8 protein-coding genes are annotated in these 12831 nt (G+C 70.9%); 2 read left to right on the forward strand and 6 right to left on the reverse strand.

All coding sequences use genetic code 11. The features are described from left to right. Positions 1-3: 3 nt before the first annotated feature. Both IGS68_RS15570 and IGS68_RS15575 read right to left on the reverse strand, forming a co-directional pair. Positions 4-1086 (reverse strand): AI-2E family transporter, encoded by a 1083-nt coding sequence (locus IGS68_RS15570; protein WP_201070775.1) that lies wholly within the window; start codon positions 1084-1086, stop codon positions 4-6. A gap of 6 nt (positions 1087-1092) precedes the next feature. After that, positions 1093-1956, reverse strand: a complete 864-nt coding sequence (locus tag IGS68_RS15575; RefSeq protein WP_201070777.1) for an SGNH/GDSL hydrolase family protein — start codon at positions 1954-1956, stop codon at positions 1093-1095. A 195-nt stretch (positions 1957-2151) separates the two neighbouring features. Here IGS68_RS15575 and IGS68_RS15580 point away from each other — a divergent pair, with 195 nt between their 5' ends. Beyond that, a complete protein-coding gene (locus IGS68_RS15580; RefSeq protein WP_201070787.1) occupies positions 2152-6918 on the forward strand; it encodes a translocation/assembly module TamB domain-containing protein in 4767 nt (1588 codons plus the stop codon). A gap of 7 nt (positions 6919-6925) precedes the next feature. Further along, positions 6926-7753 carry an FkbM family methyltransferase gene (locus IGS68_RS15585; protein ID WP_201070790.1) on the forward strand — a complete coding sequence of 276 codons (828 nt, stop codon included), beginning with the start codon at positions 6926-6928 and terminating at the stop codon, positions 7751-7753. Positions 7754-7856: 103 nt separating this feature from the next. Here the strand turns inward: IGS68_RS15585 and IGS68_RS15590 are convergent, their stop codons facing one another. The 4 genes from IGS68_RS15590 to IGS68_RS15605 form a co-directional block, all read right to left on the reverse strand. Continuing rightward, entirely contained in the window at positions 7857-8612 is a 756-nt protein-coding gene (locus IGS68_RS15590; RefSeq protein ID WP_201070793.1) for an SDR family NAD(P)-dependent oxidoreductase, read from the reverse strand. Continuing rightward, a complete protein-coding gene (locus IGS68_RS15595) occupies positions 8609-9973 on the reverse strand; it encodes an FAD-binding oxidoreductase (protein WP_201070796.1) in 1365 nt (454 codons plus the stop codon). Before IGS68_RS15595 ends, IGS68_RS15590 begins: the two co-directional genes overlap by 4 nt. 12 nt (positions 9974-9985) lie before the next feature. Further along, on the reverse strand, positions 9986-10966 hold the full coding sequence (locus tag IGS68_RS15600; protein ID WP_201070798.1) for a lysylphosphatidylglycerol synthase transmembrane domain-containing protein: 981 nt from the start codon (positions 10964-10966) through the stop codon (positions 9986-9988). A gap of 61 nt (positions 10967-11027) precedes the next feature. Then, on the reverse strand, positions 11028-12530 hold the full coding sequence (locus IGS68_RS15605) for a UbiA family prenyltransferase (RefSeq protein WP_201070801.1): 1503 nt from the start codon (positions 12528-12530) through the stop codon (positions 11028-11030). Between the last annotated feature and the right edge of the window lie 301 nt (positions 12531-12831).

The following is a 12831-nucleotide window of genomic DNA, read 5'->3' on the forward strand; positions in this document are numbered from 1 at the left end:
CGTTCAGAACTCCTCGTAGGGCCTGCTGTGGGTGTAGCGGTCGACCGCGTAGCGGATCAGCACGGCGATCACCGTGGCCGCGGGGAGCGCCAGCAGCGCGCCGACCAGGCCGAACAGGCTGCCGCCGACCAGCAGCGCGAAGATCACCCAGACCGGGTGGAGGTTGGTCCGGTTGCCGACAAGCACGGGTTCCAGCACGCTGGTCTCCAGCACGTTGCTTGCGGCATAGATCAGAACGACCAGCAGAGGCTCCAGCCAGCCGTCGAACTGGACCAGTGCCACGGTGACCGCGGCGATGAACATCACGAGGTTGCCGACCACCGGGACGAACACCAGCAGCCCGGTCAGCACACCGATCAGGATCGCGAAGTTCAGCCCGACCAGGTAGAGCCCGACAGAGTGGATCACCGCCTGGATCACGGCGCTCAGCGCCATGCCGCGCAGGAACCCGGCGAGCCGGTCGGTCATCTCCCCGACCAGGTCGAACACGACCTTCCGGGACCCGCGCGGAACCAGTCTCCTGATCTGGCGCACCACCGGGTTCCAGTCGCGCAGCAGGTAGAAGGTCACGACCGGGGTCAGGACCAGCAGGAGCGCTATGTCGAACAGGGTGGCGGCGAAGCCCAGAAGGTCGCCGGCCGACTGCTGCACCCATTCCGCCGTCCGCTGGGCGATCCGGCGCAGCAGGTCGGTATCGTTCAACACCTCCGCCCCCGGCACCTGGGCGGCGGCGCCGGTCAGCATGGCGCGGACGCGGTTCAGCAGGTCCGGGAGGCCATCCGCCAGATCGCGCGCCTGCTCCACCAGCACCGGCAGGAGCAGCGCCAGGATTCCGGCAAGGATGCCGAAGGTCAGCAGAGTCACCAGCAAGGCGGCCCAGCCGCGCCGGACGCCTTTCCGGCCGAGCCAGCCGGCCAGCGGGTCGAACGTGAAGGCGAGGCCGGCGCCGACCACGAAGGGAACCAGCGTCCGTCCCAGGACGGCGATCAGCCCGATGCCGAGCGCGATCACCAGCCCCCAGATGACGATCCGCAGCCAGTTGGGGATGCGCGACGCCGGTTCCTCGGCGATGACGACCTTTTCCATGTCAGGTCACCGGACCCCATTCCCGGCCAGCACGTCGAGCGCCGCGCCGGCGAGCCGGGCATGGCCGAAGGCGGTCGGATGGACCTGGTCCCAGAAGATGTGCCGGTCCGGGTCGGAACAGATCCGGCCACCCCCGGCGCAGGGATCGGTCAGGTTGACGCCCGGCTCTCCAAGGAGCCGCGGGTCCTGGAAGACCCGCTCGACCAGGCCGTGGACGTCCAGGCGGACGATCCGCATGCCGTGGCGCGCCTCGACGCCGGCCAGCAGCTCGTCCAGCGCCAGGTTGAACCCCTCCGTCACCCGGCTGGCGATCCGGCCGACCGTCGGGCCGAACTGCCGCACGGCCGGGACCTTCGCGAGGTCCGGCAGGTTCGGCATCAGGATGGTGCCGGCCCCGGCGGAGGCGAGGTCGTCGGCGATGCCGCCGAGTACACGGACCGCGTTCGTCGCCAGGAGGACGGGGTCCTGGCCCGACACGGCGGCCAGGAGGTCGTTGGCGCCGCCGTAGACGATGAACAGGGTCCGACCGACGGACCGCCGGTCCGGCTCCTCGGCCAGGTACCGGTCGGCCTGGACGCGCAGATTGTAAGGGCTGGCCGGATCGTGGGCCCGCGCGCCGCCGACCGCGTAGTTGGTCCCGCCGGAGATCGCCGGCTCGACCGGAAGGCTGAAATGCCGCGCGAGGTGCTCGACCCAGACGGGTCCGTTGCTGAACCGCGCGCCGGCCGCGTTGCCGGTGTCGGAAAGGCTGTCGCCGAACACGACGATGCCGTCATAGGCCCGCGGCTCCGCCGCGATGGAGGCTGATGCGAAGCCTGCGCACATGCTGATCGTCATTACCATGGTGAGGATGCGGAACGGACGTGTCATGCTTTATCCCAAGGACCTGATACCGTTCTCCGACCCCGTAAACGTGCAGCGGCGGCTTTGTTTCCGGCCCCTTTCGGGATCCGGGGCACGCGTTCGGATCATCCGGCGGACCTTGTCCGCGGCATCTTGGAAGGCACATCTGTTCCCCTGGGGTGTTTCGCCCTGGGATCCGGAGCTATGGCAAGGCGGGAATTCATGGAAGGTCTGGTTCGTCGGTGGGGTGCCGCGCTGCTGATGGTGGGGTTGTTCGCGAGCGCGCCGATCGCCGTCACCGCCCAGGAGGAGTCCGGGCAGCAGGATCCGGGCTGGATCACACGCCAGATCCAGAACCTGCTGAGCGGCCCCGGCCGGACCGTGACGATCGGCCGGGTCAGTTCCAGCTGGAGCCTGGACGTGACCCTTTACGACCTGGCCATCGCCGACGACGAGGGCGTCTGGCTGAGGGTGGAGCAGGCGGACCTGGACTGGGCCGCGGGCGCCCTGTTCCGCCGGGAGTTCCGGATATCGGGCCTGGACATCACCCGGATGGACGTGGACCGGCTGCCGGCGGGGCAGCCGGACGAGCCGCCCAGCGACGAGCCCTTCTCCCTGCCGCAGATCCCCGACCTACCGGTCGGCCTGGACCTGCGCCATCTCGCGGTCAACGAATTGCGCCTGGGCGCCCCCGTGCTCGGCGGCGAAGCGGCGACGCTGGGCATCAGCGGCAGCGCCCGGCTCGGCCGGGGTGACGCCGGACTCGGCGCCGACCTCAACATAGAGCGCCTGGACAGGCCGGGCAGCGGCAGGCTGGCGGTCAACTACGCGCCCGAGACCGACCTTCTGGACCTGAACCTGACGGTGGAGGAGCCGGAGGGCGGGATGATCGCCCGGACCGCCGACATGCCGGGACTCCCGCCGGTCAACCTCGCCCTGCGGGGCTCCGGCCCCCTGTCCGGCTGGGATGGCCGGCTGGACGGCGCCGCCGGCGACATCGCCCGGATCGGCGCCGACGCGACGATCCGCGGCGTCGACGTGGCGGACGGCGTCCGGGGTTACGGGATGTCGATCCGCGGCGACACGGCCTTCGCCCGCCTGCTCGATCCCCAGGCCGCCGTTCTGGTCGGCGAGACGGTCGGGTTCTCGGCCGAGGCCGTGATCGATCCCAACAGCCGGGTGACCCTCTCCCCGGCCCGGGTCACGCTGGCGGCCGGGACGGCCGAGTTGTCCGGCACCTACCGGTTCGACCCGCAGGAACTGGACTTCGACTACGCCCTGGAGGCCGGGGCGGACTCGGCGCTCCGGACGCTGGTGCCGGATGTCGCCTGGCAGTCGGTCCGGCTGGCCGGGACCGCCGAGGGACCGGTCGCGGCGCCCACCCTCACGGCCGACCTGACGGCCGAGGCCGTCGATGCCGCCCAGGCGGCGCTGGACCGGGCGGTGCTGCAGGTCCGGGCGGTGCCCTCCGCTCCGCTCGACCAGCCCGGATCCACGATCGACGTCACGCTGAACGGAACCCTGACCAACCCCAGGTCGCCGGCCGATCCCCGGATCGCCCAGGTCGCCGGCCGGGAGGTGACGATCGAGGGCAATGCCGTCGTGACGCCCGGCTCGGGCGAGATCCGCGTCGCCGACCTTCGCGCCAACACCTCGGCCGGCACCGCCAGCGCCACCGCGCTGGTCGAGCGCTGGGGCGAGGCCGTCGGCGCGCAGGTGGTTCTGGACGTCCCGGACCTCGCCCGCCTGCCCGACCTGCCGGTCGCAGGCGCCGCCAGCGTGCGGACCGACCTCGCCCTCGAACAAGGCGGGCAGGTCCTGCGCGGCGAGGCGACAGCCGACCTGCGCGGACTGAACAGCACCGATCCGGCCCTGGAGCCGATGCTGCGAGATCTGGCGGGGGACGCCGTGACCCTGCGGCTCGCCGCCAGCAGCCAGGATGCCGCCCGGACGGTCGAGGTGACCGAGCTGGCCCTGGACGCGCCGGTGGGCAGCCTGACCGGCACCGCGACCGTGCGCGAGTTCGGCCAGGACATCGCCGGGAACGTCGACCTGACCCTGCCCGAGCTGTCCCGCCTGTCCGCGGTGGCCGGGACGCCGCTCGCCGGCGCCGCGCAGATCCGGGCCGACCTGAGCGGCGGCAACCGGGAGACGCTGGTGCGCGCCGACCTTACGGGCGGCGTCACCGGCCTGGACACCGGGACGCCGGCCGCCGATGCTCTGGCCGGCGACAGGGTCGATCTGTCCGGGCTGGTGACGGTCGGGACCGACGGCTCGGTGGATATGCCGAGGCTTAAGATCGACGGCCGGCACGTGGCGCTGACCGCCGCCGCGACGCTGCGGGAGAACCGTCTGGACGCCCGGTGGCGGGCCGACCTGCCGCGCCTCGCCGTCCTGAAGGAGCCGCTGGCGACCGACATCGCCGGTTCGACCTCCCTGGAGGGGACCGCCGCAGGGCCGCTCGACTCGCTGGAGGTGCGCGCCGACCTGGACGGCCGCGACCTCGTACTGGCCGGCCGCAACGTGCCGACGGCTGACCTGGAGCTGAGGGCGACCCGCGTGCCCGGCGCCCCGCGCGGCACCCTGGTCGCATCGGCCATCGTGGACGGGCAGCCGCTGGACGCCCGCACCGGCTTCGCTCTGGAGGGCCAGCGGCTGGACCTGTCCGACATCTCGCTGGGGGCGGAGCGGAACCGCATAGCCGGGGCGATCCGGGTGGCGCTCGACCGCATGACGGCATCGGGTCGGCTGGCCGGGGATATGCGCGACCTCGGCGTCTTCTCCGCCCTGGCCGGCCAGACGCTGGGCGGCAGCGGCAGGATCGAGGTCAGGCTGGACGATCCCCAGGGACGGCAGTCGGCCACCGCCGCGGTCCAGGGCCGGAACATCCTGGTCGCCGGCCCCGAAGGGACGCTGCTGGCCGCCGACCGGATCACCCTGAACGCCGACGTGGACGACGCGCTGGGCGCCCTCCGGTTCGACGCCAGGCTGGACGGGTCCGGCATCGCGACCGGGGGCGCCGACCTCGCGACCCTGACCGCCTCGGCCTCCGGCACGCCGGCCCAGGCGGAGTTCCAGGCACGGACCAGCGGCCAGGCCGGCGAGCCGGCCCAACCTGCCCGCGTGGCGCTGGCGGGCGGCTTCAGCCAGGAAGGCAATCTCCAGCGGCTCCGGCTGGAGCGGCTGGACGGCACCTACGGCGGACAGCCGTTCCGGCTGGTCAATCCGGCCACCGCGACGATCGGTCCGGACCGCTACGAGGTCCGCGACCTGCTGCTCGCCAGCAACGAGGGACGCATCGCGCTCGACGCCGGGCTGGTGCGGAACGCGATCGAAGGCTCGGCGACCCTGACCCGCGTGCCGCTGGCCCTGGCGGAACTGGCCGCCCCCGGCCTGGGGCTGGACGGACAGCTCAACGGCAATGCCAGCTTCGCCGGAACCACCGCCGACCCCCGCGCCGACCTGGACCTGAGGGTCAGCAACCTGACCGTCGCGGGCGGCGAGGCCGCCGGGCTGAGCGGCATCGACATCTCGACCACGGGACGCTGGCGGAACGGCCGGCTGGCGCTCGACGGCACTGCCGTGACCCGGCAGCGCGACGGCATCGACATGAGGCTGGCGGCGGAGCTGCCGCTGGTGCTGCGGCAGGAGCCGCTGACCGTCGAGGTGCCGATGAACGCGCCGGTCTCCGGGGCGCTGCGCGGCAACGTGGAGTTGGCCACCTTCAACGACCTGCTCGCCACCACCGGCGACCGGGCGCAGGGGCGGCTCGACGTGAACCTCGACCTGGGCGGGTCGCTGGACAACCCGCAGCTGGGCGGCCTGGCGACGCTCAACGACGGCCGCTACGAGAACCAGGCGGCCGGCACCGTCATCCGCGACATCGTGATGCGGCTGCGCGGCGACGGCACCCGGCTGACCATCGACCAGTTCAACGGCAGGACGCCCAACAACGGCATCGTCGAGGCGTCCGGCTCGGTCAATGTCGATCCGGCCGATCCGCGCGCCTTCGACGTCCGGGTGGGCGCCAGCAACGCCCAGCTCGTCCAGATCGACCTGGCGACGGTCAGGCTCGACACGCTGCTGAGCCTGACCGGACCGCTGGACAACCCGCTGCTCCAGGGGCCGGTGCGGATCGAGCGCGCCGAGATCCAGGTGCCGGAGCAGCTTCCCCCCAGCGTGGTCGAGATCCAGGTCGAGGAGATCAACCGCCCGGGTGCCGCCGATACCGCGGCGTCGGGGCCGGCGGAGCAAGCCCCATCGCCGTTCCAACTCCGCCTGGACCTGACGGTGGAGGCGCAGAACCAGATCTTCGTGCGCGGGCGCGGGCTGAACGTCGAGCTGTCCTCGGACGTCCAGGTCACCGGGACCGCGGCGGAGCCGATCGTCGGCGGCGGACTGCGGCTGGTGAACGGGACGCTCGACCTGCTGACCAAGCGGTTCGAGTTCCAGCAGGCGAACATCGACTTCGTCGGCGACGGCAGCACCGATCCGGTGCTGGACGTGGCGGCGCAGGCCCAGACCGCCGACATCACGGCGGTGGTCGCGGTGACCGGCCGGGCCTCCAACCCGAGGATCGAGCTGACCTCGACTCCCGAGTTGCCGCAGGACGAGGTGATCGCCCGCGTACTGTTCAACAAGCCGTTCAGCGACCTGAGCGCCATCGAGGCGGTCCAGCTCGCCCAGAGCGTCGGCCAGCTGGCCGGTGTGGGCGGCGGCCCGGGCATCCTGGACAACCTGCGGAGCACGCTCGGCGTGGACCGGCTGGAGCTGCTGAGCGGCGAAGGGGGCGAAGGGCTGGAGGGAGCCGGCGTCGCCGCGGGCCGCTACGTCTCCCGCGACGTCTATGTCGGGGCGGAACAGCGGGTCGGCGAAGCGGGTAGCCGCGTGGTAGTGGAGATCGACGTGACCAACAACCTGAAGGTTCGCACCGACGTGGGCACGACCTCCGGCGCCGGGGTCGGCGTGCTGTACGAGTGGGAGTACTGAGCCCGACATGGCGCTTTCCCGCTATGCCGGCCGGCTGGCCGACCTGATCCGGGGCGACCGGCCGGTCCGCAACCTGACGGGACGGCTGCTGTGGCAGACCGGCCTGTGCCGCCACTTCACCATCCCGAAGGACGGCTACCGGCTGCGATTCTTCCCGTCCTCGGTCTCCTGCGCCTACTGGATCGACCCGGAAGCGCGGGCGGCGGACGAGCGGATCGTCACCCGGCTGCTCGGCCCCGGGGCGACATACGTGGATGTCGGCGCCAATGTCGGGACGCTGGCGGCGGCCGCCGCGGCGCGGGTCGGCCCCGGCGGCACCGTCCACGCGATTGAGGCGAACCCGACCATCGCGGGCTTTCTGCGGGAGAACATGCGGCTGAACGGCTTCGACCAGGTGACCGTCCACAACGTGGCGGTCGGGGCGGAGCCGGGGACGATCCGGATCTCGCAGCGGCGGGCCGACGACATGAACTTCGTGTCTGCGGGCGGCGACGGGGTGGCGGTCGAGTTGACCACGCTGGACACCCTGCTGGGCGGGCTGGAGCGGATCGACCTGTTGAAGATCGATGTCGAAGGGTTCGAGAAATTCGTGCTGGACGGCGCGGCACGGGTGCTGTCCGTTTCAAGGAATGTCTACATCGAGCTGTTCGACGAGAACTCCGCCCGGTACGGCTACGGCGCCGCCGAGATCCTGGAGCGGCTGCGCCGGCACGGCTTCGCCTGCCATGTCATGGGTCCCGACGGCACCCTGCGGGACGGTGCCGCCGGTTTCGACGAGTGCCTGAACGTGCTGGCGACCCGCGATCCCGGGGCGCCGGAGCGGGTCGGGCCATAGGGCGGCGCTCCGCGTTGCGCCATGGGCGCAACCTTCGATCGTCGGCCCGCATCACCTCCGCCCTGCATCGAAGGGTCGGTCGCGCCCATGGCGCAAGACGGTGCTAGATGCTCAGGCGCTTGAAGATCGGTTCCGGGATCGAGCGGATGATCGTCATGATGATCCACCAGAAGGCCGGGAAGTAGCGGACCTCCGCCCCCTTGGCGGCGTAGCGCAGGCAGGCGCGGGCGCAGGCCTGCGGCGAGGCGACCAGGAACAGCCCCGGCATGCCCCAGGTCATGGTGGTATCGATGAAGCCCGGCTTGACGGTGGTGACCGTCACGCCGGAGCGGAACAGGCGGTTGCGCAAACCTTGCAGGTAGGCATGGAGCCCGGCCTTCGCGGAGCCGTAGACGTAGTTCTTGATCCGCCCGCGGTCGCCGGCCACCGAACCGAGCGCCACCACGTGGCCGGTGCCCTGCTTCTCCAGGATCGGCGTCAGGCGGTGGAGGACCGACACCGCGCCGGCATATGTCGCCATGATAGTGCGCTGGGCCTGGTCCGGGTCGGCGTCGATGGCGGACTGGTCCGGCATCAAGCCGAAGGCCAGGAAGACGTTCAACGGACCGGTGCCGAAGCCCGTGGACAATCCGGTCACTTCTCCCACGAATGCATCATGGGTATCTACCACTTCCGCGTCGAAGTCAACCACCGCGACGGCGACATTGTGGCGGATGCGGACGTCCGAGGCGCCGCGGTCGAGATCGTCGCGGTCGCGCCCGGCCAGGATCACGTTGCAGCCCTGGGCCGCCGCCTCCAGCGCGAAGGCGCGGGCGATCGAGGAGGAGGCGCCGAGCACCAGCCAGGTCGGGGCGCTCATGCCGCGTCTCCCCGGATATCCAGGCCCCGGATCTCCAGGCGGCGGGACAGGTCGGACTGGATCCGCCGGTCGGGATCGATGCTGTCGAGCACTTGGCGGAACTCTCCCAGTCGGGGATACATGCGGGCGAAGCCGGCGGGGTCGAGCACGGCGTCCTTGGCCAGATAGACGCGGCCGCCATGGTCCAGGGTAATCGCGGCGAGCCGGGCCAGAAGGTCTTCCACGCCGTCGCGCCGGGGGAAGTCGAGCGCCAGGGTATAGCCCCGCATCGGGAACGACAGGTGCCCCCTGCCCTCGCCGCCCAGGGTCTTGAGCACCGCGAGGAAGGAGCCGGCCCGGGCGTCGGAGATCGCCTCCAGCAGCTTGCGCAGGGCGGCCGGCGCCTCCGCGTCGGGAACCACGTTCTGGAACTGGTAGAAGCCGCGCTTGCCGTAGATCCGGTTCCAGTCGTGGATGGCGTCGAGCGGATAGAGGAACTGCCGCACCGGCAGGGTGCGGGTCCGCCCTGCGGCGGGGACGCGCCGGTAATAGGCTTGGTTGAACAGGTTGATGCTGAACGGGTTGAGCGCGAAGCCGGGCAGGTCCACCGGCACGGCCCGCTTCCTCGGCGCCTTCGCCGCGGCGCCGGCCGGATCGGCGGACGCGGTCTCCGCCGTTTCCAGGATGCCGCGGCCCATCGCGGCGCCGCGCGCCATGCCGTCGATCCAGCCGACGCTGTAGCCGGCAGTCTCCCGCGCCTCGGCCAGCCCGGCCATGAAGCCGTCCAGGTCGGGCATCCGCCGCTCCCGCACCTCGACCGAGGCGGAGGCGACCCGGCGCAGGCGGAAACAGGCATGGAGGATCACGCCGGTCAGCCCGACGCCGCCGATGGTGGCGGCGAACAGGTCGGGCCGCTCGGTCGGGGAGACGCGAACCTGCTCGCCGGAGGGCAGCACCAGGTCGAGCCACAGCACATGGTCGCCGAAGCTGCCGACCCGGTCGTGGTTCTTGCCGTGGACGTCGTTGGCGACGGCGCCGCCGACGGTGGCGAAGGATGTTCCCGGCGAGGTCGGCGGCATGAAGCCCCGGGGCAGGAAGGCGGCGAGCAGGTCGTCGAAGGTGACGCCGGCCTCGCACACCAGGGTGCCGTCGTCCGGGTCGAACGAGACCATGCGGTTCAGCCGCTCGGTCATCAGGACATTGCCGCCGTCGTTCAGGGGGGCGTCGCCGTAGCTCCGGCCCAGCCCGTAGGCCAGGATGCCGCGGTCGAACCGGCCCTGAAGCATCCGCACCGCGGCGGGAGCGCGCTCCGGCCGGCAGGCGGCGACTTCGGCCCGGCGGGTGCGGCCCCAGCCGGTCAGGGTCATCGTCTTCCAAGTCATGATATCAAGAACTCACCTGATTCCGTCGGCGGTCGCCAGACGCTCCGCCGCGGGCTGCCGGGCCAGGCGGAGCGCCGCCGGCAAGGCCACGAACCCCAGCCCGACGGCGAACCATAGCGTGGTCAGCCGGATGATCAAGGTCGCCGCCAGGGCCGTGTCGGCGGGAACGCCGAGCAGGGTCAGCAGGCCGAACATGGTCGCCTCGGTGCCGCCCAGCCCGCCGGGCAGCATGGAGACGGCGCCGACCAGCATCGCGAAGGCGAACACGAAGATGGATTGCTGGAGCGTGACATGGGCTCCCATGTCGACCAGCAGCCAATGCAGCGCATAGGCCTCGCACAGCCAGCCGACCACGCCCATGGCCGAGGTCAGGGCGAAGACGCGCGGGTCGAGCAGGCGCGAGGTCTTGCGCACGACGGTGCGGGCGCCGCCGAACAGGCGCGGCCAGCGGCCCACCAGGCCGTAGGCCAGCAGCACCCCGCGCAGCGGCACCTCGGGCCGCAGCAGCATCAGCAACCCGCCCACCAGCGCCGCGGTCGCCACCAGGGTGCCGACGCCATAGGCGGCCCCGAAGGCCGACAGCCCGGTGAGGCACAGCAGGGTGATCGCGACGGCGTCGCCCATGCGGTCGCCGATCAGCAGCGGGGCGGTCCGCTCGTAGCGGTAGCCGTGGCAGCGCTCCAGGAACCAGAGGCGCAGCGCCTCCCCCACCTTGCCGGGAGTGGTGGTCATGGCGAACCCGGCGACGTAGTAGAGCCCGGTACGTCCCGCCGGAACGTCGATGCCGAGATGAAGGCCGAACAGGTGCCAGCGCCACGCCCGCAGGGCATAGTTGACCAGGGACAGAAGCAGCAGGCCGGCCAGGACGGCGGGGCTGAGCGCCCACATGCGGTGCCAGACCTCGTCCAGGCCGAACCAGATGCCGGCGGCGGTCATGGCCGCGACGAAGACGACGGCGGTGATGACGGCGCCGTACTCCGCCCGCCGCATCATGGAGCGGGATCCGGTAGGCGCGCCAGTCTGGCTGGGGATCCGGTTTGGGGTCACGGTACCTCTATACGGGAAGGTGGGCGATGGCGACGATGGCGAAGACCGCGCCGCAGACGACCCAGGACACGGGGTCCTTGGCGGCGAACACGATGGGGTCGTCGTGCATCTTGCCGCGCGAGGTGGCGAGCCAGAGGCGGCACTGCCAGAACAGCATCAGCGGAACGATCGCCCAGTAGAGCGCGTCCAGCGCGTTGAGGCCGAGCGCCAGGTCGGATTGGACGTAGAGGGCGAGCACCAGGCACGAGGTGAAGGACGAGGCGACGCCCATCAGGCGCAGGATGTCCAGATCGCCCGCCCGGTAGCCGCGGCCGGCCGGCTTGCCCTTGTTCTCGGGCGGCAGGGCCATCAACTCGGCGACGCGCTTGACGATGGCGAGGCTGAGGAAGACGAAGCTGGAGAAGCCCAGCAGCCAGAGCGAGACCGGATAGCCCGACGCCTCGCCGCCGCCGAACAGCCGGATGGTGTAGAGGGCGGCCAGCATGAACAGGTCGACCAGCGCCATGCTCTTCAGCTTGAACGAGTAGAGGATCGAGCAGACGGCGTACAGCACGACGACGCCGAAGGCCCCGGCCAGGGCGGCCAGAGCCCCGCCGAGCAGCAGCAGCCCCGGCGCCACGATCGGGCCGTGGTAGAGCGGCAGCGCGCCGCTGGCGAAGGGCCGGTTGCGCTTGCGGTGGTGCTGCCGGTCGGCCGCCAGGTCGGTCAGGTCGTTGATCATGTAGATGGCCGAGGCGGTGCAGCAGAAGGCCACGAACATCAGCAGCGCGTCGCCCCAGGCCGCGAGGTCGAACAGCGCGCTGGCCGTGACGATCGGCACGAAGACCAGGATGTTCTTGACCCATTGATGGGGCCGCAGCGCCTTGAGCAGCGCGCGCGTCCAGGGGGCGCGGTCGTCGACATGGGCTTCGATCTGGGTGACTTCCGCCGCCGCTTTGCACACGCTCTTGGGAGCGTTGACCAGGACGGCGGAGTCGGCGTGCCGCCAGATCTCCAGGTCGGAGAAGTCGTTGCCGGCATAGGCGTAAGGCTGGCCGCCGAGGTGCCGGTCGATCGCTTCAGCCTTGGCCGTTCCGCGCAGGTTGTTGACCCCGTCGGAGGCGATGACCTCGTCGAAGATCCTGAGGTGGCGGGCGACCGCGTCGGCGATGACGTGGTCCGCCGCGGTCGCCAGGATCAGCCGCCGGCCGAGCCGCTTCTGCCCGTGCAGCCAGGTGAGCAGCCCGGTGTTGTAGGGCAGCAGCGCCGGGTCGAGCCGGGCATGGAGCGCCAGCTGCTGCTTGAGATGCGCCTTGCCTTTCAGGAGCCAGCCGACCATGGCGAACAGCGCGCGCCAGTCCTTGATCAGGGCAAAGACGCATTCGATCAGGCTGTCGGTGTTGAGCAGCGTGCCGTCCATGTCCACGCACAGCGGCACCGGCCGGGTGCGCGCCGACGAGGCCGGGTTCCTGGATGAGGACGGTTGAGAGTGGTCGGGTTCGGAGCGGTCTATCGCGTCCATGCTGGCCATGGTCTGCTCAATCCATCATCAACGGGTCCGTAATGCCGGGACCTCGAGTTGCCGGGTCGATGGCATGCAGCGGATTCAATGGCATTCGCCTTAAATATTCGCTCCAGCCTCGACAGTTTCGGACCTTGGTCACCTAGGGTGAATACCGCCAGGGCACGAAATGTGCCACCGCCATGGGAGCGAAATGCACCTTTTCTCTGTGCGCATGAACGATATTTCCGGAGTGTTATTCCTCCAATCCTTTGTATTAACCAAGCTGCTGCCCGAATGGAGGCTTGACGCCGACCCTGTCGGTGCCGAC

This window comes from Skermanella sp. TT6 (assembly GCF_016653635.2).
Taxonomy (GTDB): domain Bacteria; phylum Pseudomonadota; class Alphaproteobacteria; order Azospirillales; family Azospirillaceae; genus Skermanella; species Skermanella cutis.